The 22,942-nt window shown below is 72.2% G+C and carries 3 protein-coding genes; all 3 read right to left on the bottom strand.

The annotated features are described in order from the left end of the window. Positions 1–86 precede the first annotated feature (86 nt). The 3 genes from FHX60_RS08980 to FHX60_RS08970 are packed head-to-tail and all read right to left on the bottom strand — an operon-like array spanning position 87 to position 22,942. Positions 87–11,954, bottom strand: a complete 11,868-nt coding sequence (locus FHX60_RS08980) for a non-ribosomal peptide synthetase (RefSeq protein ID WP_183283120.1) — start codon at positions 11,952–11,954, stop codon at positions 87–89. Next, positions 11,955–19,748 carry a non-ribosomal peptide synthetase gene (locus tag FHX60_RS08975; protein WP_183283119.1) on the bottom strand — a complete coding sequence of 2,598 codons (7,794 nt, stop codon included), beginning with the start codon at positions 19,746–19,748 and terminating at the stop codon, positions 11,955–11,957. Positions 19,749–19,771: 23 nt separating this feature from the next. Then, the gene (locus FHX60_RS08970; protein WP_183283118.1) at positions 19,772–22,942 is read right to left on the bottom strand and encodes a non-ribosomal peptide synthetase; all 3,171 of its coding nucleotides are present in this window, start codon (positions 22,940–22,942) and stop codon (positions 19,772–19,774) included.

Below are 22,942 nucleotides of genomic sequence, written 5' to 3'. Positions count from 1 at the left end.
CTCCTGGATTTCGGCTTTCTTGATTTCGGCCGTATTGTAAATGCAAATCATTGTTATTAGCGTTAAGAAATTTCATTCGCAGCCTCCTACGTCGGGAGGGTGGCCGTGCCGGTAGCCGGGTGCCGCGCTTGGGAATTGGGCATGGGGCGGGCCTCGACACTGCGGCGCAGTTGCACGAGCAAGCGCGGGTCGCGCACGATGGCGTGGTGGTCGACGCCGTCCAGCACGGTCTCTTCGCGCGGCGCGCCCAGCCAGCCGGCCAGCCGCGCGGCCGCGCCGTCACGGCCGGCGCGCCACCAGACCGCGCGGGGCGCCTGTACCACCGGCAGGGTGCGCTGGGCCGCGGCCAGCAAGCCCAGCCGGTGCGCGGCCACGAACATGTGCGCCAGCTCGTCCGCGCCCAGCGCTGCCTGCGGCGCCGTGGACGCGGCAATGCGCGGCGCGAGCAGGGCGCGCACAACTTCGGCGTCGGGCTCGGGGGCGGCATCGCGCGGCAGCGCGAGCGGTTCGGTAGCGGGCAGCAGGCGCTCGGCAAACGCCGCCAGCGCGGCGGGCCAGCCGGGCGTAGCGCTGGCGTGCGAGCGCGGCTCCGGCACGAACGGATCGACCAGGCCCAGCCACTGGACAGCTTGGCCCTGCGCCTCCAGCTCGCGCGCCATCAGGGTGGCCAGTGCCGCGCCGAGCGACCAGCCCAGCAGCAGGTAGGGCCCTTGCGGCTGCGCCGCACGCCATTCCCGCACATAGTCCGCCGCGATCGATGCCAGCGAGGCGTCGCGCCATGCCGGATCGGCCAGCGCGCGCGCCTGGAAGCCATAGACCGTGCGCTGCGCGCCCAGCCGGGCGACGATGGCGTCGTAGTCGAACAGCGTGCCCAGCGCCGCGTGGACGCACGCCACCGGCGGCAGCGTGGCGTTTGCCGGGCCAGGCGCGAGCACGCGCAGCGCGGCGGCGGGCGGGGCTTCCGGCAGGGCTGCGGCAGGCTCGCCGTCCGGCAGCAACTGGCCGATGGTCGGGGTCCGCATCAGGTCGCGCAACTTCAGGTCCCGTCCCAGCGCCCGGTTGGCGCGGACGCGGGAAATCACCTTCAGGCTCAGCAGCGAATCGCCGCCGAGCGCGAAGAAGTTGTCGTCCAGTCCCACCCGCGGCACGCCAAGCACGTCCTGCCACACCTGCGCGAGCCAGCGTTGCGCTTCGGTTCGCGGTGCCACGTGCTGCTCGGCGATTGCCGCGCCAGGCGCGGGCAGGGCGCGGCGGTCGAGCTTGCCGTTGGGGGTCAGCGGCAGGGTGTCGAGCACGACGAAGGCGGACGGCACCATGTAGTCGGGCAGTTCGGCGGCCAGCGCGGTGCGCAGTGTCGCGCCATCGATAGTTGCGCCGGCAGCGGGCACCACATACGCCACCAGCCGCGCACCCGACGGCCCCTCGGCGGCGATCACCGCCGCATTGCCGACACCGGCCTGCGCAAGGACGCGCGCCTCGATCTCGCCCGGCTCGATGCGGAAGCCGCGGATCTTCAGTTGCTGGTCGATGCGGCCCAGGTATTCGAGCTGGCCGTCGGGCAGCCAGCGCGCGAGGTCGCCGGTGCGGTAGAGCCGCGCGCCGTCGCCAGCGAACGGATCGGGCACGAAGCGCTCGGCGGTCATGCCGGCCTTGTTCAGGTAGCCCCGCGCCAGGCCCTCGCCACCGATGTACAGCTCGCCGGCCACGCCCGGCGGCACCAGGTTCAGCTCGGCATCGAGCAGGTAGCAGCGGCGCGCGCCGACCGGGCGCCCGATCGGTGCGTAGGTGCCGGCAAACTCGGCCTCGGGCGCATCGGCGCGCACCTTCCAGACCATCGGCGTGACCACCGTCTCGGTCGGGCCATAGCCGTTGATGAAGGTCCGTGGCGCCAGCGCGCGGCGTGCCTGGGCAAACGCGGCACGCGGCATGGCCTCGCCGCCGAAGGAGTAGAGCGCCACCGGCGGACGTTCACCGCTTTGTTCGCAATGCTCGGCCAGCTGGCGCAGATAGGCGGGCGGGAAGCCGGCGTTGGTGACGCCGTGGCGGGCCATGGCGGCGGCGGTCTGCTCTGGGGTCCACAGCGCATCGTCGCGCAGCAGCAGCGAGCCGCCGCAGGCGAGCGCGCACAGCCAGCGCTCGTGGGCGCCGTCAAAGGCGAACGAGAGGAAGTGCAGCTCGCGCGAATGGGGGCCCATCTCGTAGGCGTCGATGGTCGCGGCCACGTGCATGGCGAGCGGGCCGTGCGCGACACAGACCCCCTTGGGCCGGCCGGTGGAGCCGGAGGTGTAGATCACGTAGGCGAGCTGGCCGGGGTGGATCGGCTGCTCGGGCAGCGGCACGATGCCGTCGTCGACCGTATCCATGGTCAGCACCGGCAGTGTGGCCGGGGCAGGCAGCGCATCGAGCAGCGCTGGCTCGGTGAGCAGCAGCCGGATCGCGCTGTCGTCGAACAGGTAGGCCAGCCGGTCCTTCGGATAGGCGGGATCGAAGGGCACGTAGGCGGCACCGCAGCGCATCACCGCCAGCAGCGCGACGATCAGGTCGGGCGAGCGCGACAGGGCGATGCCGACGCGATCCTCGGCGCCGATGCCACGCGCTTGCAGCACGGTGGCGAGGCGGTCGGCGCGGCCCAGCAGTTCGCCGTAGCGCAGCACCTGGTCGCCACAGATCACGGCGACGGCGTCGGGCCGTGCCGCGGCGTGGCGGGCGATGTGCGCATGCACCGGCAGGGTCTCGCCGGCAGGCGCATCGCCCTGGCCCAGCGCCAGCAGCGCCGCCTGCTCGTCCTGCGTCAGCAGGCTGAGCGCACCGACGGTCTGCCCTGGCACGGTGCCGATGGCTTCCAGCAGCCCCGTCATCTGCGCGCAGATGCGCGCCACCTGCGCGGCGTCGAATGCGCGCCGCATGTAGGTGAAGCCCAGCCGCAGGGTCTGGCGCAGGCTGACCTCGACGTCCATCTCGTATTCGGTCAGGCCCGTGCTGCCCTGCGTGGCGAAGCGCAGGCCGCTGCGGCTGGCCGATGCCAGCGCGTCTTCGAGGGGGAAGTTCTCGAACACCAGGATGCTGTCGAACAGCCGCTGGCCGGCCTGGCCGCCCCAGCGCTGGATATCGGACAGCGGCGTGTGCCCGTGCTCGCGCGCGGCCAGGTTGAAGCCTTGCAGTTCGCGCAGCCAGTCGCCCACCGCCTGCTCGGGCCGCGGCGCGGCCAGCACCGGCAGTGTATTGATGAACAGCCCAAGCATCTGCTGGCTGCCCGGCACGTCGGCGGGGCGGCCGGCCACGGTGGCGCCGAAGGCCACGCGGCGCTGGCCGGTGTAGCGCTGCAACAGCAGCAGCCACGCCGCCTGCACCACGGTGTTGAGGGTCACCTTGTGCGCGCGGGAATAGGCCGACAGCCGTTCGGTCAGCGCCGCGCCGCAGTCGTGCTGCAGCAGCCCGTAGCCTTCGCCGCCGGCCGGCGCCGGCAGCGCCTGCGCCAGCCGCGTGGGGGTGTCGAAGCCATCGAGCTGGCCGGCCCAGAACGCCTGCGCGGCGCCGGCGTCGCGCTGCTGCAGCCAGCGGATGTAGTCGGCAAAGCGGCCTTGCGTCGGCGCCACTGCCTCGCCCGCATAGCGCTTCAGCACCTCGCCCAGCAGCTGCGAAGTGCTCCAGCCATCGAGCAGCAGGTGGTGCACGGTCCAGACCAGGTGATGCCGGCCGGGACCGGTGCGCACCAAGGTCAGTCGCATCAGCGGCGGGCACTCCAGGTCGAAGCCCTGGGCCAGGTCCGCCGCGGCAAGCCGGTCGAGCGCGGCCGGCAGCGCCTCGGGCGGCTGCGCCGACCAGTCGTGTTCTGTCAGCGGCAGCGCCACCTCGTGCGCCACCCATTGCAGCGGCTGCTCGCCGCGCTGCAGGAAGCCGGTGCGCAGGGCATCGTGACAGCCCAGCGCCGCGCGCCACGCCTGGGCGAAGCGGGCGGCGTCCACCCCCTCGACATCGACCCGCAGCTGGTTGATATAGGCACTGCCGGCGTCCGCGCGCGCCATGCTGTGATACAGCATGCCCGCCTGCATCGGCGACAGCGGGTACAGGTCCTGCACCCGAGCGGCGTCGAGGCCGAGGCCGTCGAGCTGGCCTTGCGACAGGCGCGCCAGCGCAAAATCCTCGCTGCGCAGGCTGGTCCGGCGCGGCGTTGCCTGGGTATGCACCGCGTCGGCCTGGCCGTCGAGCGGCGCCAACGCCTCGGCCACCGCCGCCAGCGTCTGCCGCTCGAACAGCTGCCGGGGCGTCAGCAACCAGCCCAGCGCGCGCATCCGCGCGACGATCTGCAGGCTCAGGATCGAATCGCCGCCCAGTTCGAAGAAGTTGTCATGGCGGCCCACGCGCGCCACCTTCAGCACCGCGGCCCAGGTGTCGGCCAGCACCGCTTCCACGCCGGGCTGCGGCGCCTCGTAGGCGCTCGAGCCGGCAAACTCCGGCGACGGCAGCGCGCGGCGGTCCAGCTTGCCGTTGGGCGTGACCGGCATGCGCTCCAGCACGACAATAGCGCCCGGCACCATGTAGTCGGGCAACGCCTGCGCCAGCCAGCCGCGCAGCGCGTCGGTGTCGATCGCCGCACCGGCCGCGGGCACGGCATAGGCCACCAGCCGCGCCGGGCCGTCGCCGGTCAGGGCGATGGCCACGGCCTCGCGCACGCTGCCGTGCGCAAGCAGCCGCGCCTCGATCTCGCCCAGCTCGATGCGCAGGCCGCGGATCTTCACCTGGTGGTCGAGCCGGCCCAGGTATTCGATCTGGCCGTCGGCGCGCCGCCGCGCGAGATCGCCAGTGCGATAGAGCCGTTCGCCATGCACGCCATGCGGATCGGCGACAAAGCGCTCGGCCGTCAGCGCCGCGCGGCCGAGATAGCCGCGCGCCAGGCCCGCGCCGCCGAGATACAGTTCGCCCGCGATGCCTTCGGGCACCGGGTGCATCGCGCCGTCGAGCACATGCGCGCTGACATTGGCGATCGGACGTCCGATCGGCACCGCATGCCCGCCATCGTCACGGCAGGTCCAGTGGGTAACGTCGATCGCCGCCTCGGTGGGGCCGTACAGGTTGTGCAGGCCCGCCTGCGGCAGCAAGGCCATGGTGCGGCGGGCCAGGTCCGCCGGCAGCGCCTCGCCGCTGCAGACGATATGGCGCAGGCTGGCGCACGCGGCGGCGACCGCGTCGTCGGCGACGAAGGCCTGCAGCATGGCTGGCACGAAATGCAGCGTGGTGACCCGATGCTGCGCGATCAACGCGGCGATCCGCTGCGGATCGCGATGGTCGCCCGGTGCCGCCAGCGCCAGCCGCGCGCCCGTCATCAGCGGCCAGAAAAACTCCCAGACCGAGACGTCGAAGCTGAACGGGGTCTTCTGCAGCACGGTGTCGGCGGCATCCAGCCGGTACTGCGCCTGCATCCACCAGAGCCGGTTATGCAGCGCGCCGTGCCGGTTGCCTGCGCCCTTGGGCCGCCCGGTGGAACCGGAGGTGTAGATGATGTAGGCCAGGTTTTCCGGCGACAGCGCGGGGACGGGGTTGTGGTCGCCGCCCTGCGCATAGAGCGCCGGATCGACCAGGTCGACGGCCGCAACGGTACGGGACAGCGCCGGCATCGCATCGGGGTGCTGCACCAGCACCAGCGCGACGCCGCTGTCCTCGATCATGTAGGCCAGGCGATCGGTGGGGTAGTCCGGATCGAACGGCACGTAGGCGCCGCCGGCCTTTAGGATGGCCAGCAGCGCGACGACCATTTCCACTGAACGCTCGGCCAGCACGCCGACCGGTACGTCCGGGCCTACCCCGTGCGCGATCAGTCGATGCGCGAGGGCGTTGGCGCGGCGGTTCAGCGCCGCATAGGTCAGGCGCTGCTCGCCGAAGCACAGCGCAATTGCGTCGGGCTGCGCCGCGACACGGGCTTCAAACAGCCGGTGCACCGGTTCCGCGGCGGGATAGGGCTGCGGATCGGCACCCAGCGCCAGTGCGGCGCGCGCCTCGGGCGGCGCCATCAGCGCGATCTGGCCCAGCGGGCGCGCCGCGTCGGCGGCCAGCTGGCGCAGCACCGCAAACAGGCTGTGCGCCAGCTGGGCGGCGTGGGGCTCGGCCAGCTGTGCGCGGTCGAAGCGGCAGGTCAGGTGCAGCGCGTCAGTATGCGCGAACAGCAGCGTCAGCGGGTAGTTGGTCTCGGCCCGGTTGCGCACGCCGGAGAACGACAGGCCGGCAGGCGTGCGGCGCAGCGCGGCATCGACCGGATAGTTCTCGAACACGACGATCGAATCGAACAGCGCCTGACCGCTGTGGCCGGCCCAGCGCTGGATGTCGTAGAGCGGGGTGTGTTCGTGCTCGCGCAGCGCCAGGTTCAGCGCCTGCACCTCGCGCAGCCAGTCGCCCACCGCTTGCTGCGGACGCGGCGACGCGATCACCGGCAGCGTATTGATGAACAGCCCCAGCATCTGCTGCGCGGCCGGCAACTCGGCCGGGCGTCCCGCCACGGTGGCGCCGAAGGCCACGCACGGCTGGCCGGTGCAGCGCTGCAGCAGCAACAGCCAGGCGGCCTGCACCAGCGTGTTCAGCGTGACCTTCTGCGCGCGGGCGAAGCTGGCCAGCGCGGTGGTCTCGGCGGCGTCCAGTTCGTGGTGATGTTCGCCCTGGCCCTGGCCGTGTTCCGGAGCCGGCAATGCGGCAAGCAGGCGCGTTGGCGCGTCGAGCGGTGCCAGCTGCGCCTTCCAGAAGGCTTCGCCGGCGGCGGCATCGCGCGACTGCAGCCAGCCGATATAGTCGGCAAAGCGTCCGCCGCTGGCGGGCAGCGTGTCGCCGGCGTAGTGGCGCAGCACTTCACCGAGCAACTGCGCGGTGCTCCAGCCGTCGAGCAGCAGGTGGTGCACGGTCCAGACCAAATGGTGGCGTTGCGCGCCGGTGCGCAGCAGCGCCACGCGCATCAGCGGCGGGCGCTCGAAGTCGAAGCCCTGCGCGCGCTGGCCGTCAGCGAAGGCGTCGATCTCTGCCGCGCTGCGCCCGCGCCAGTCGTCGACCAGCACGGAGAGCGCCGCCTGCCTGGCCACCCACTGCAGCGGCGGGTCGGCCCGGTGCAGGAAGCCGCTGCGCAGGGTGTCGTGGCGCGCCAGCACCACCTGCCATGCCGCGCGGAAGCGCTCCGGCTCGATGCCGTCGACATCGACGCGCAGCTGGTTGGTATAGGCGCTGCCGTGCTCGCCAAACACGCTGTGGAACAGCATGCCCGCCTGCATCGGCGACAAGGGGTAGAGATCCTGCACCTGCTGCGGCGCAAGGCCAAGCGCATCCAGCCCGGCCTGCGAAAGGCGGGCGAGCGGGAAGTCGGATGGCGTCAGGCCCGCTGCCCCGGCGGTGCAATGGGCGACAACCGCCTCCAGTTCCGCGCGAAACGCCGCCGCCAGCACTTCGATCGTCGCGCTGCGATAGCGACGGCGCGCATAGGCCACGGACAGCTTTAGCCGACCGTCCTGTACTTGGCCGCTGATCGACAACGGGTGCGACAGCGGCGTGGCGGGATCCTGGTTGGCGCCCGCGCTGTCGGCCGAGAGCCGCCACGGGTTGTCGTCGGCGAAGCTGGCGTCGAGCTGGCCAAGGTAGTTGAACACCACCTCGGGCCTGGGCACATCGACCAGCGCGGTACGTTGCGCGGGCGCGCCGAAGCGGCGCAGCAGGCCGAAGCCGATGCCATCACCGGGCACCGCGCGCAGCTGCTCCTTGACGGCCTTGATCGCGGCATCGAGCGCGCCGCTGCCGTCGAGCACGACCGGGAACAGCGTGGTGAACCAGCCGACGGTGCGGCTCAGGTCGAGGGTATCGTCGACACCGGTAACGCGGCCATGGCTTTCGAGGTCGATCAGCACCTGCGAGCGGCCGCTCCAGCCAGCCAACGCTCGCGCCAGCGCGGTCAGCAGCAGGTCGTTGACGCGCGTGCGGTACGCCGCCGGGGCGCGCTGCAGCAGCGCCTGGGTCAGGTCGGCCGGCAGCGTCAGCGTAACGGTGTCGCGGCCGGCGATGGTCAGGGCGCCGTTTGGATCGTCGCACGGCAGGCTGGCATCGATTTTTGCCAGCGCCTGCCAATGCGGCAGTTCGGCGTCGCGCGTGGCGGCATTGGCGCGCAGCGCCTGCGACCAGCGCTGGTACGACGCGGTGCGAGCCGGCAGCACGGCCTGCTGGCCTTGCCGGCGTTGGGCGTACGCGTCGCGCAGATCCTCCACCAGCACGCGCCACGACACGCCATCGACCACCAGGTGGTGGATCACCAGCAGCAACTGCCAGCGCTCGCCACATTGCAGCGCAACGGCACGCAGCAGCGGGCCTTCGGCCAAATCGAGACTGCGCTGGGCGGCTTCGCAGTGCGCCAGCCGCTCGGCTTCGGACGCGGCATGGCGCACCCACAGCAGGTCGGCGCAGGTTTCGCCGTCGGCATACGCCTGCTGCCACGCGCCGTCGCGCTGGACGAAGCGCAGCCGCAGCGCATCGTGATGCGCCACCAGGTCGGCAAGCGCCGCGGCCAGTGCCGGCAACTCAGGCGCCTCGCGGCAATCGAGCAGCACCGACTGGTTCCAGTGCTGGCGCCGGGCCATCGGCGTGTCGAAGAAGTCGGCCTGGATCGGCAGCAGCGGCACCGCGCCTGCCGGCACGGCGTTGCCATCGATCGCGTCGTGCGCGACCGGTGCGGCAACCGCCGCCAGTTCGGCCAGCGTCTGGCGCTCGAACAGTTGCCGCGGCGTCAGCACCCAGCCGGCGGCGCGGGCGCGGGCGACGATCTGCAGGCTCAGGATCGAGTCGCCGCCGAGTTCGAAGAAGTTGTCGGCGCGGCCGACGCGCGGCAGGCCAAGGACTTCCGACCAGATCGCGGCGAGCGCGGTTTCGGCGTCGCCCTCCGGCGCGATGAAGTCCTGGGCACTGTCGAAAGCCGGCGCGGGCAGCGCGCGGCGGTCGAGCTTGCCGTTGGGGGTCAGCGGCAGGGTATCGAGCACGACGAAGGCGGACGGCACCATGTAGTCGGGCAGCTCGGCGGCCAGCGCGGTGCGCAATGTCGCGCCATCCACGACCGCTCCCGCAGCGGGCACCACATACGCTACCAGCCGCGCACCGGATGGTCCCTCGACGGCGATCACCGCCGCATTGCCGACACCGGGCTGCGCGAGGATGCGCGCCTCGATCTCGCCCGGTTCGATGCGGAAGCCGCGGATCTTCAGTTGCTGGTCGATGCGCCCCAGGTATTCGAGCTGACCGTCAGGCAGCCAGCGCGCCAGGTCGCCGGTACGGTAGAGCCGCGTGCCGTCGCCGGCAAACGGATCCGGCACGAAGCGCTCGGCGGTCATGCCGCCCTTGTTCAGGTAGCCCCGTGCCAGGCCCTCGCCGCCGATGTAAAGCTCGCCGGCCACGCCCGGCGGCACTAGGTTCAGCTCGGCATCGAGCAGGTAGCAGCGGCGCGCGCCGACCGGGCGCCCGATCGGGGCGTAAGTGCCGGCAAACTCGGCTTCGGGCGCGTCAGCGCGCACCTTCCAGACCATCGGCGTGACCACCGTTTCGGTCGGACCATAGCCGTTGATGAAGGTCCGCGGCGCCAGCGCGCGGCGGGCCTGGGCAAACGCGGCACGCGGCATGGCCTCGCCGCCGAAGGAGTAGAGCGCCACCGGCGGGCGCTCGCCGCCTTGTTCGCAATGCTCGGCCAGCTGGCGCAGGTAGGCGGGCGGGAAGCCGGCGTTGGTGACGCCGTGGCGGGCCATGGCGGCGGCGGTCTGCTCTGGGGTCCACAGCGCATCGTCGCGCAGCAGCAGCGAGCCGCCGCAGGCGAGCGCGCACAGCCAGCGCTCGTGGGCGCCGTCAAAGGCGAACGAGAGGAAGTGCAGCTCGCGCGAATGGGGGCCCATCTCGTAGGCGTCGATGGTCGCGGCCACGTGCATGGCGAGCGGGCCGTGCGCGACACAGACCCCCTTGGGCCGGCCGGTGGAGCCGGAGGTGTAGATCACGTAGGCGAGCTGGCCGGGGTGGATCGGCTGCTCGGGCAGCGGCGCGATGCCGTCGTCGACCGTATCCATGGTCAGCACCGGCAGTGTGGCCGGGGCAGGCAGCGCATCGAGCAGCGCTGGCTCGGTGACCAGCAGCCGGATCGCGCTGTCGTCGAACAGGTAGGCCAGCCGGTCCTTCGGATAGGCGGGATCGAAGGGCACGTAGGCGGCACCGCAGCGCATCACCGCCAGCAGCGCGACGATCAGGTCGGGCGAGCGCGACAGGGCGATGCCGACGCGATCCTCGGCGCCGATGCCGCGCGCGCGCAGCACGGCGGCGAGGCGGTCGGCGCGGGCCAGCAGTTCGCCGTAGCGCAGCACCCGGTCGCCACAGATCACGGCGCCGGCGTCGGGCCGTGCCGCGGCGTGGCGGGCGATGTGCGCATGCACCGGCAGGGTCTCGCCGGCAGGCGCATCGCCCTGGCCCAGCGCCAGCAGGCTGCGGTGCTCGGACTCGTCAAGCAGGTCCACCGCATCGAGCGCTTGTTCCGGAGCGTCGGCAAGCCGGCGCAGCAGCCGCACGTAATGGCGCGCAAGCCGCTCCGCGGTGCCGGCGTCGAACAGTTCCGCGGCATAGTGGAAACAGGCATGGACATGGCCGTCGCTGTCCTCGCGCGTATCGAGCGTCAGCTCCAGCGCCGTGGTGCGCTCGCCCACTGGCGCGCTTTCCAGCTCAAGGTCGGGCAGCGCAACGCGCGCGGCGCGGTCGCCGCGGCGGTGGTTGTGCACCACCTGGAACAGCGGGTGGTAGCTCACGCTGCGCTCGGGCTGCAGCGCTTCCACCAGTTGCTCGAACGGCAGGTCCTGGTGCGCCTGCGCGCCCAGCACGGCTGCGCGGGTCTGGCCGAGCAGCGCGGACAGCGGCTGGCTGCCGTCAAGCTGCGCGCGCACGACCTGCGTGTTGACGAACAGGCCTACCACGCGTTCGGTTTCCAGGCGGTTGCGGCCGGCCACCGGCACCCCCACGCACAGGTCGCGGCTGCCGGTATAGCGGTACAGCAGTGCCTGGAAGCCGGCCAGCAATGCCATGAACAGCGTCCCGCCGCCGGCTTGCGCGCGTTGGCGCAGCGCCTCGGCAAGCGTGGCAGGAATGTCGATCTCGCAGCGCTGCGCGCGGTAGGCCGCCACGGCGGGGCGCGGACGGTCGGTCGGCAGCGCCAGCACGCCGGATGCGCCCTCCAGTGTTGTGCGCCACCAGGCCAGTTGCCGTGCCTGCTCGCCAGCCTCGAGCCAGTTGCGCTGCCACACCGCATAGTCGGTATAGCCGATCGCGTGCGCGGCTCCGGGCAGGGGCTGGCCGAGCCGCTGCGCGCGGTAGGCCGCGGCCAGCTCGTCGATCAGCAACTGCATCGACCAGCCGTCCGAGACGATATGGTGCATCGCCAGCACCAGCCGGTGGTGCCGTGCGCCCAGGCGCAGCAGGTGCACGCGCAGCAAGGGCGCGCGGCCCAGGTCGAACGGCGCTTCGGCGATCGCCGCGGCTTGCTCATCGGCGCTGCCGGGGTCTGCCGACAAGTCGGTCAGCGGCAGTTCGATGCTGGCTGCGGCGCGCACATGCTGCCGTACCATGCCATCGGCGTCCGCCAGAAACACCGTGCGCAGGGCTTCATGGCGCTGCGCCAGCGTGGCAAGCGCCGCCTGCAGCGCGCCGGCGTCGAGTTCGCCGTGCAGCTCGACGCGGCTGCTGATGTGGTAGGCCGCGCTTTCCGGCGCGAAGCGGTGCAGGAACCACTGGCGCTGCTGCGCGTACGACAGCGGCGCATCGTAGCCGGCAGCGGCATCGGGCCGCGGCAGCGCGGGGATCGGCAATTGCGAGAATGCGATGCCTTGCTCGGCCATCTTGTCGAGGAAGGCGCGGCGCTGGGCCGGCGCCAGCGTGGCAAAACGCGCGGCCAGACGGGCCGCGGTGTTGGCTTCGATCATTCAGACTGACTCCAGGGTATTGGCGAACGCTTCCAGTTCCAGCAGGGCGGCTTCGTCGGCATGGCGTTGCTGGGCCGGCAGCGCCGTGGCCAGCTCGGCCAGCGTGGCAGCGCCGAACAGCAGCGCCAGCGGCACCTCGATGCCAAGTTCGCCCTGGATCCGGGACAAGAGCTGGACGGCCAGCAGCGAATGGCCGCCCAGTGCGAAGAAGTTGTCGTGGCGGCCCACCGCGGGCACCTGCAGCAGCCCTTGCCAGATCGCGGCGAGGCGGATCTCGAGATCGCCTTGCGGTGCTTCCCGCGCCGCGGCCGCGGGTGGCGCGGCGGCCTCGGGCGGCGGCAGCGCGCGGCGGTCCAGCTTGCCGTTGGCGGTGAGCGGCAGCGCGTCGAGCAGCACGACGGCGGCCGGCACCATATGCGGCGGCAGCGTCGCGGCCAGCGCGCGGCACAGCGCGGCGGGATCGGGCCGGGCATCCGCTTGCGGCACCGCGTAGCCCACCAGTTGCATGCCGCCGGCAGCGGGAGCGGCGACCACCGCGGCCTGGCGCACCTGCGGCAGCGCCGCCAGCTGCGCCGCGACTTCGCCCGGCTCCACGCGGAAACCGCGGATCTTGACCTGGTCGTCGATGCGGCCCAGGTACTCGAACACGCCGTCGGCGCCGCGCCGCACGCGGTCGCCGGTGCGGTACAGCCGCGCACCGTCGCGGGCGAACGGATCGGGCACGAAGCGCTCTGCCGTCAACGCCGCGCGGCCGAGGTAGCCGCGCGCCAGCGCGGGTCCGCCGACATAGAGTTCACCGGCCATGCCGTCGGGCAGCGGGCACAGGTCCGCGTCCAGCACGTACGCGCCGGTGCCGGGCAGCGGCTGCCCCAGCGGCAAGCCTGCGCCGGCCTGCGGCGCGGTGCCGGCCATGTGCACGAGCACGCCGACGGTGGACTCGGTCGGCCCGTAGTGATTGACCAGCCGGCACGCCGGCCGGGCCGCGTGGAGGCGCGCGCGCAGCGGCGCGTCGGTGGCTTCGCCGCCGAGCACCAAGGTGTGTTCGGGCAGCACGTCGGCAAGCGGCACCCCGGCCGCCTGCGCGCCGTCGAGCAAGGCGCGCAGGTGGCCGGGCACGATCTTGAGCACGCCGATGCGGTGCTGCGCCATGTAGCGCGCGAACGCCGCCGCATCGAACACGCAGCGGCGCGCCGGCAGGTGCAGCGCGCCGCCGCTGGCCAGCGCGCCGAACAGCACCGTATGGCCGAGATCGGCCGCGGGCGTCGACACCATGGCCATGCGCGACGCCGGCGCCAGCGCCAGTTGCGCCAGCACGCCGTGCAGGTAATGCGCCAGCGCCCCGTGCGAGATGCCCACGCCCTTGGGCCGGCCGGTGGAGCCCGAGGTGTAGATCACATAGGCCAGGTGGTGCGGATGCAGCGCCGGCGACGGGTTGGCGTGCTCGCCGTGATACAGGGAAGCTGCGCTCAGGTCGACCACCGGCACGGCCGCGGGCAACGGCGCGATGGCGTCGGGCCGCTGCGCCAGCAGCAGCGCCACGCCGCTGTCCTCGACCATGTAGGCCAGGCGGTCGGCGGGATAGTCGGGATCGAACGGCACGTAGGCGCCGCCGGCCTTGAGGATGGCCAGCAGGGCGACGATCAGTTCGACGGAGCGCTCGGCCAGCACGCCAACCGGCACGTCCGGGCCTATCCCGTGTGCGAGCAGGCGATGCGCGAGGGCATTGGCGCGGTCATTGAGTTCGCGGTAAGTGAGTTGCGTATCGTCCGCCGCCAGCGCCACGGCATCCGGCGCGGAGGCCGCATGGGCTTCGAAGCGATGGTGGGCAAGTTGGGTCACCGTTGCTGCGGCTGCCAGGGGCGCGTCAGCCGTGGCGAGGCCGATGCGGCCCAGCGGGCGCGCCGCGTCGGCGGCCAGCTGGCGCAGCACCGCAAACAGGCTGTGCGCCAGCAGTTGCGCCTGCGGTTCGCCAAGCACGGCGCGGTCGAAGCGGCAGGTCAGGCGCAGCGTGTCGGTATGCGCGAACACCAGCGCCAGCGGATAGTTGGTCTCGGCGCGGTTGCCGATGCCGGAGAACGACAACCCGGCCGGCGCGCGGCGCAGCGCGGCATCGACCGGATAGTTCTCGAACACGACGATCGAATCGAACAGCGCCTGGCCGCTGTGGCCGGCCCAGCGCTGGATGTCGTAGAGCGGGGTGTGTTCGTGCTCGCGCAGCGCCAGGTTCAGCGCCTGCACCTCGCGCAGCCAGTCGCCCACCGCTTGCTGCGGACGCGGCGACGCGATCACCGGCAGCGTATTGATGAACAGCCCCAGCATCTGCTGCGCGGCCGGCAACTCGGCCGGGCGCCCGGCCACGGTGGCGCCGAAGGCCACGCACGGCTGGCCGGTGCAGCGCTGCAGCAGCAACAGCCAGGCGGCCTGCACCAGCGTGTTCAGCGTGACCTTCTGCGCGCGGGCGAAGCTGGCCAGCGCGGTGGTCTCGGCGGCGTCGAGTTCGTGGTGATGTTCGCCCTGGCCCTGGCCGTGTTCCGGAGCCGGCAATGCGGCAAGCAGGCGCGTTGGCGCGTCGAGCGGTGCCAGCTGCGCCTTCCAGAAGGCTTCGCCGGCGGCGGCGTCGCGCGACTGCAGCCAGCCGATATAGTCGGCAAAGCGGCCGCCGCTGGCGGGCAGCGTGTCGCCGGCGTAGTGGCGCAGCACTTCCCCCAGCAGCTGCGCTGTGCTCCAGCCGTCGAGCAGCAGGTGGTGTACGGTCCAGACCAAATGGTGGCGTTGCGCGCCGGTGCGCAGCAGCGCCACGCGCATCAGCGGCGGGCGCTCCAGGTCGAAGCGCTGGGCCAGTTCGGCGGCGGCGAAGCGGTCCAACTCGGCGGCGTCGCGGCCGCGCCAGTCCTCCGTAGTCACCGGCAACCGCACTGAGCGGGCCACCCACTGCAGCGGCTGTTCGCCGCGATGCAGAAAACCGCAGCGCAGGCTGTCGTGGCGCGTCAACGCAGCCTGCCACGCCGCGATAAAGCGCGCCGGATCGAGTCCGTCGATATCGACGCGCAGCTGGTTGGTATAGGCGCTGCCCTCGGGCGCCAGCACGCTGTGGAACAGCATGCCGGCCTGCATCGGCGACAGCGGGTAGAGGTCCTGCACCTGCGCCGGATCGAGCTTCAGCGCATCCAGTCCGCCCTGCGTCAGCCGCGCCAGCGGGAAGTCGCTGGGGGTGAAACCCGCGACGCCCGCATTGCAGTGAGCAATCAGCGCTTCCAGCTCCTGGCGCAAGGCTTCGGCGAGTCGGCGAACCGTCTCCGCCCGATGGCGTGCCCGGCTGAAGGCCAGCGTCAGCCGCAGTTCGCCATCCAGCACCTGTCCGTTGACCGACAGCAGGTGCGACAGCGGGGCTGCGGGATCCTGGTTGGCGCCCGCGCTGTCGGCCGAGAGCCGCCACGGGCTGTCGTCGGCAAAGCTGGCGTCGAGCTGGCCAAGGTAGTTGAACACCACCTGTGGCCTGGGCACATCGGCCAGCACAGCCTGTTGCGCGGGCGCGCCGAAGCGGCGCAGCAAACTAAAGCCGATGCCATCACCGGGCACCGCGCGCAATTGCTCCTTGACGGCCTTAATCGCGGCATCGTGCGCGCCGGTGCCATCGAGCGCGACCGGGAATAGCGTGGTGAACCAGCCGACCGTGCGGCTCAGGTCCAGCGTGTCGTCGACACCGGCGACGCGACCATGGCTTTCGAGGTCGATCAGCACCTGCGAGCGGCCGCACCATGCGGCCAGCGCCCGGGCCAGCGCCGTCAGCAGCAGGTCGTTGACGCGCGTGCGGTACGCCGCCGGGGCGCGCTGCAGCAGCGCCTGGGTCAGTTCGGCCGGCAGCGTCAGCGTGACGGTATCGCGGTCGGCGATGGTCAGCGCGCCGTTTGGATCGTCGCACGGCAGGCTGGCATCGATTTTTGCCAGCGCCTGCCAATGCGGCAGTTCGGCGTCGCGCGTGGCGGCATTGGCGCGCAGCGCCTGCGACCAGCGCTGGTACGACGCGGTGCGAGCCGGCAGCACGGCCTGCTGGCCTTGCCGGCGTTGGGCGTACGCGTCGCGCAGATCCTCCACCAGCACGCGCCACGACACGCCATCGACCACCAGGTGGTGGATCACCAGCAGCAACTGCCAGCGCTCGCCACATTGCAGCGCGACGGCGCGCAGCAGCGGCCCCTCGGCCAGATCGAGACTGCGCTGGGCGGCTTCGCAGTGCGCCAGCCGCTCGGCTTCGGACGCGGCATGGCGCACCCACAGCAGGTCGGCGCAGGTTTCGCTGTCGGCATACGCCTGCTGCCACGCGCCGTCGCGCTGGACGAAGCGCAGCCGCAGCGCATCGTGATGCGCCACCACGTCGCGCAATGCCGCGGCCAGTGCTGCGGTATCAGGCGCCTCGCGGCAATCGAGCAGCACCGACTGGTTCCAGTGCTGGCGCCGGGCCATCGGCGTGTCGAAAAAGTCGGCCTGGATCGGCAGCAGCGGCACCGCGCCTGCCGGCACGGCGTTGCCATCGATCGCGTCGTGCGCGACCGGTGCGGCAACCGCCGCCAGTTCGGCCAGCGTCTGGCGCTCGAACAGTTGCCGCGGCGTCAGCACCCAGCCGGCGGCGCGGGCGCGGGCGAGGATCTGCAGGCTCAGGATCGAGTCGCCGCCGAGTTCGAAGAAGTTGTCGGCGCGGCCAACGCGCGGCAGGCCAAGGACTTCCGACCAGATCGCGGCGAGCGCGGTTTCGGCATCGCCCTCGGGCGCGACGAAGTCCTGGGCACTGTCGAAAGCCGGCGCGGGCAGCGCGCGGCGGTCGAGCTTGCCGTTGGGGGTCAGCGGCAGGGCGTCGAGCACGACGAAGGCGGACGGCACCATGTAGTCGGGCAGCTCGGCAGCCAGCGCGGTGCGTAGTGTCGCGCCATCGATAGTTGCGCCCGCAGCGGGCACCACATACGCCACCAGCCGCGCACCCGACGGCCCCTCGGCGGCGATCACCGCCGTGTTGCCGACACCGGGCTGCGCGAGGATGCGCGCCTCGATCTCGCCCGGTTCGATGCGGAAGCCGCGGATCTTCAGCTGCTGGTCGATGCGTCCCAGGTATTCGAGCTGACCGTCAGGCAGCCAGCGCGCCAGGTCGCCGGTACGGTAGAGCCGCGCGCCGTCGCCGGCAAATGGATCCGGCACGAAGCGCTCGGCCGTAAGCCCCGGACGATTCAGGTAGCCGCGCGCCAGCCCCGCGCCCGCAATGTAGAGTTCACCGGCCACGCCGGGTGCGACCGGGTTCAGCCCGGGATCCAGCACCCGCACGCCCAGGTCCGGAATGCGTTCGCCGATCGGGCTGCGCGCGCGGCTGGACGGGTCCAGGTCGGCGCGCGTGATCGGGCGGTAGGTCACATGCACCGTGGTTTCGGTGATGCCATACATATTGACCAGCCGCGGCGAAGCATCGCCGAAGTGGTCGATCCAGGGCCGCAGCGCCTGCGGATCGAGCGCCTCGCCGCCGAAAATCACATGGCGCAACGCCAGCGGCGCGCCGTACAGCTCGGGCTGGGCCAGCAGCGCGCGGAAAGCCGACGGGGTCTGGTTCAGCACGGTGACGCGTTCGCGCTGCAGCAGCGCGATGAATTCCTGCGGCGCGCGGCTGACGTGGAACGGCACGATCACCAGTTGCCCGCCATGGCACAGCGCGCCAAAGATCTCCCAGACCGAGAAATCGAACGCATACGAATGAAACAGCGTCCAGACATCCGCGGGGCCGAAGCCAAACCAGTGCTGCGTCGCCGCCAACAGGCGCGACAGGTTGCCGTGCTGCAGCTGGGCGCCCTTGGGCCGGCCGGTGGAGCCAGAGGTGTAGATCACGTAGGCGAGGTGTTCGGGACGGACCTCGACCGCGGGCGCGTATTCCGGGCAGGCGCCGCCGTGGTCCTGCGCGTCTGGCTCCAGCACCGGCAGGCCATCCCGCTGCGGCAGCAGGCCGCGCAGTGCGGGCTGGGTCAGCAAGGCGGCAATGCCGCTGTCCTCGAACAGGTAGGCCAGGCGCTCGGCGGGATAGGCCGGGTCGAACGGCACGTAGGCGCCGCCGGCCTTCAGGATCGCCAGCAAGCCGACGACCATCTCCGGCGAACGCTCCATGGCAATGCCGACGCGCACTTCCGGGCCGACGCCGAGCGCGATCAGCCGGTGCGCCAGCCGGTTGGCGCGGCGCTCCAGTTCGCCGTAGGTCAGCGTGGTATCGCCATGGCGCAGGGCAATGGCTTGCGGCTGTTGTTCGGCATGACGCTGGATGCGGCGATGGGCGGGCTCGGCGGCGACGTGCCGCGCCGGCTGGCCGGCAGCGTGCTGGTGCGCCAGCGTGGCGGCGTCGTCGTCGCCGAGCAGGGGCGTGGCCGCCAGCGGCAGTTCGGGCTGGCGCAGCAGCCCGCCCAGCTGGGCCAGGTAGTGGCGCAGCATGCGCTGCGCCGTGGCGGCATCGAACAGCGCGCAGTCGTACTCCAGGCTCAGGGCAAGGCTGTCGCCACGGTCTTCGGCGTCGAGGATCAGGTCGAACTTGGCGCCGGTCTGGCGCGCTTCCACGGCCTGCACCTGCAGCCCCGGCAGCGCCGGCGCGGCGGGTGCCGTTGCCGTGCGCAGGTTGAACATGACCTGGAACAGCGGGCTGCGGCCGGCGTCGCGCGGCACCTGCATGCCGTCGAGCAGCACTTCGAACGGCAGCTCGGCGTGGCTGAGCGCCCCCAGTGCGTCAGCGCGCAGCTGCTCGCACAGCGCGCGGCCGGTGATGCCGGGTGCGGTGCGCGAGCGGTAGACATGGGTGTTGGCGAAGAATCCGACCACATCGTCCAGGCCGTCGCCGTCGCGGCCCGCGTGCGGCACGCCGACCGCGAAATCGTCCTGCCCGGCATAGCGGCTGAGCAGCGCCTGCCACGCGGCGAGCAGCGCCACGAACGGCGTGCAGCGCTGCGATGCGCAGAAGCGGCGCAATGCGCCGAGCCGTGGCAGGTCCAGCGCCGCATCGATGCGTCGGGCAACGCGCGTGGCCGCGTTACCGTAAGGGCGGTCGGTCGGCAACTGCAGGGCCGGCACGTGATTGCCCAGCTGGCGCTGCCACCATGCGCGCTGCGCGTCCAGGTCGCCGCTGGCCAGGCGTTCGCGCTGGCGGCTGGCATGGACGCCGAAGGTCGTGGCGGGTGCCGGCAGCGCGATCTCGCCGTCGTCCGCGAGCACCTGCGCATAGGCCGTGCCCAGGTCGCGCGCGATCACCGCGTTGGAAACCGCATCGGAAGCGATATGGTGCAGCGACAGCAGCAGCACGTGGTCGTCGTGGCCACGCGTGAGCAGCGTGGCACGCAGCAGCGGCGCGTGCCCGAGGTCGAACGGCCGCGCGGCCTCGGCGTCGAGGCACGCCTGCAGCGCATCCGGTCCGGCGGCGAGCGTTGCTTCGGCCAACGCAAAGGACGGTGCGGACTCGACCACCTGCCGGGGCAGGCTGCCGGGCGCGGCGTCGTCCGCGATGAAACGGGTGCGCAGCGCGGGATGGCGTGCGATCACGGCGCGCAGCGCGGCCTGCAGCGCACGGCGCTCGAGCGCGCCGCGCAGCACGAAAGCGCGGGTCTGGTTGTAGGCCGTGCTGCCGGGCTCGTATTGCAGCAGGAACCAGAGGCGCTGCTGCGAGAAAGACAGCGGCGCCGCGGCGGGCGCGGGGCTGGCCGGCGCGGCCGCCGGTTCCGCGTCCTGCTCCAGCAGCAGCGCCAGCAGCGCTGCCTGCCGGGCAGGGGTCGAGGATTGCGTCATGGATGCGTTCCAGGGAAAAGACGTTATGCGGTGGCGTTGGCCGAGGCGGAGGCCCGCAGCGCGGCGCGCGCTTCGGGCGACATGGCCGCCAGCTGGCGCTGCAGGCCGGCCAGTGTTTCCAGGCCGTCGGAGTCGGGGCTGGCGCGGCGCAGCGCCCCGGCCAGAGCGGCCGCGTCGGGAGCGTCGAAGACCATGGCCGGGGCGATTTCCAGCTTCAGCAGCTTGCGGATGCGCGCCACCAGCTTGATCACCAGCAGCGAATGGCCGCCGGCTTCGAACAGGTCCTGGTCAACCGTCAGGCCGGGCGCACCGAGCAGGTCGCGCAGCTGGTCCAGCAGCAGCGCTTCCAGTTCGCTTGCCGGTTCGCGCGCGGAGGCGGCAGCAGCGGGCGCCGGGCTTGCCGCTGCTGCCTGCGCCAGCGCGCGGCGGTCCACCTTGCCGTTCGGCAGCCGGGGCAACGCCGTCGCGGCGAACCACAGTGCGGGGATCATCGCTTCGGGCAGGCGCTCGGCCAGCGCGTGGCGCAGGGCATTGCGCAGGGCGGCGGCGTCTGTGGCCGTGGCATCGGGGACGATCCACGTGGCGAGTTGGGGCACGCCACCGGCCGGAGCGGCCAGCATGACCACCGCCTGGCGTACGCCGGGCAGTGCCGCCAGCGCCTGCTCAACCTCGCCGCATTCGATACGGAAGCCGCGCACCTTGACCTGGTGGTCGGCGCGCCCGACCAGCTCGATGCCGCCGCGCGGCAGGTAGCGGGCAAGGTCGCCGCTGCGGTACAGGCGCTGGCCCGGGCGTTCCGGGTGCGCAACGAAAGCCGTCCCGGACACATCGCCGCCCAGATAGCCTGCGCATAGTTGCGCGCCGCCGAGATAGAGTTCGCCGGTTTCGCCCACGGCGGCCAGGTGGCCCGTGGCGGTGCGCACGTGGGCCTCGCAGTTGGCCAGCACCTGCGTCAGCGGCAGCGGCGCATGCACCGCGCCCGCCGCGTCCACCGCGCGGCCGGCATCGTGGACCAGGATGCCCACCGTGGTTTCGGTCGGCCCGTAGTGGTTGCACAGGCGGGCCTGCGGCATGCGCGCGCGCAACCGCTGCAGCAGCGCCGCGGATGCGGCCTCGCCGCCCAGCACGATGGTGGCATGCGACGGCAGCGGCAGCGGTGCGGTGTCGCCCTCGAGCAAGGCATCCAGGTGCGAGGGCACGATCTTCAGGCAATCGACATGCTCGCGCGCCAGGAAGGCGGTGAAGGCGGCGGCGTGCTGCATGTCGGCCTCGTCGGCGACGCACAGGCAGGCGCCTTGCCACAGCGCGCCAAACAGGGTGGTGTTGCCCAGGTCGGCGGCAACGGTGGAGGTCAGCCCGAAACGCTGGCAGCGGTCGAGGCGCAGCGCCTGCCCGGAGGCCGCCGCGTAGTTCAGCAACTGGCCATGGTCAATGGCGACGCCCTTGGGCGTGCCGGTCGAGCCAGAGGTGTAGAGCACGTAGGCGGGCTGCGCGGCGTTCACCACCGGCAGCGCCTTGGCATTGCCGGCGTCGCTGTCCGCCGCCAGCAGCGCCGCGATCTCGGCATGCGGCAGCGGCCCGGCGCAAGGCGCATGGGCCGCGTCGGTCAGCACCAGCGTGGCACCGGCGTCGGCCAGGATCTGCGCGCGCCGCTGCGGCGGCCACGCCGGATCGAGCGGCAGGTACGGCGCACCGGCATGCATCACCGCCAGCAATGCCACCACCAGCTCGCCCGAGCGCGGCAGCAGCAGGCCGACCGGCCGGCCCGGGCGCAAGCCCAGTGCGGGCAGCTGCCGCGCCACTGCGTCCACGGCGCGAGCGAGACCGGCGTAGTCCAGCTGCAGGCCCGGGGCCGACAACGCCGGCGCATGGGGGCGCTCGCTGGCCCAGTGGGCCAGCCGCTGCGGCAGCATCTGCGCGCCGGCATGCAGCGCCGGCGCATGCATGGCATCGGCGCGCGCGCGCTCGGCGGCGGTAGCCAGCGGCAATGCGCCGACGGCGGTGTCCGGAGTTGCGCGCAGCGTGTGCAACAGCGCGCGGTACTGGTCAAGCAGGCACGCCATCGCATCCGAGCCATGGACGCTGTCGGCATGGTGCAATACCAGCTGGCGCGGCACGCCGTCTTCCAGGTGGACCTGCAACGCCAGCGCCAGGCCCGGCAGCAGCGCCCGCGGTGCGTCGGCGCGCCAATGCAGCTCGCCATGCCGCCATTGCAGGCTGGCAGGGCCGCTGCAGCAGAAGCCGACCTGCGCAGGTGCGCCCGCGCCGGCGTCCGCCGGGCAATGCTCGCGCCAGTCGAGGTGCTGCTGCAATTGCGCGCCGAAGGCGGCAAGCCAGTCGGCAAACGGCGCAGCCATGTCCGGCTGCACCGCGACCGGCAGCAGCGCTTCATAACGGCCCACCGCGCCGGCCAGTACGTCGAAGTCATCGCGGCAGTCGTGCTGCCAGCCGGCGCAGAACGCCGCGGCCGGATCGAGACGCGCCAGCAGCAGCCACCACGCCGCCTGCAGCACGTGCGCCAGCGGCTGGCCCAGCGCGGCGGCCCATTCGGCCACCGCAACGGCTTCGGTCGCGGGAAGCCCGACACACTGCGCGGCCAGCGGTTCGCCTGCATGCCCGGGGCGTTGCCAGGGCAGCCTGGGTGCATCGAGGCCGGCCAGCCGTTCGCGCACGGCTTGCCAATAGCCCGCGCCGGCTTCGGTGTTGTCCTGCGCCAGCCCGTCGGTCCAGTCGAGGTAGTCCGCATAGGGCAGCGGCGCTTCGCCGCTAAGGGCGGTTTCGTCAGCGTAGGCCTGAGCCAGTTCGCGCAGCAGCGTCACCAGGCTGGTGCCGTCGGCTGCAAGCGGGTGGGCGGTCAGCGTCAGTTCTGCGCGGTTGTGGCCGAGCACCTGGAGTGCAGCCTGCAGGGCTGTTGCGGGCGTGCCCTGGTCCGGGCCCGCCGACGACCATGCCGGCGCTGCACCGGCGAAATGCTGGCGCAAGCCGCGCAGGCCCTCGACCCGGCCGAACACCAGGCCAGTGGCTGGATGGCGTGCGGCGACCCGGCACAGCGCTTTGTGCAGCCGCTGGGGGTCCACCAGCCCCTCGATGGTTGCCGACAGCGTAACCGGCATGGCCGCGTGCTCTGACAGCGCGCGCTGTTCGCGCCCGAGCGCGCGGGCGTGCCGCGCGAAATCCTGGGTGTTGGCGTCCAT

This window comes from Cupriavidus alkaliphilus, assembly GCF_014191175.1.
Taxonomy (GTDB): domain Bacteria; phylum Pseudomonadota; class Gammaproteobacteria; order Burkholderiales; family Burkholderiaceae; genus Cupriavidus; species Cupriavidus alkaliphilus.
Note: the sequence above shows the minus strand (reverse complement) of the source record. Positions and strands in the feature narration are given on the sequence as shown.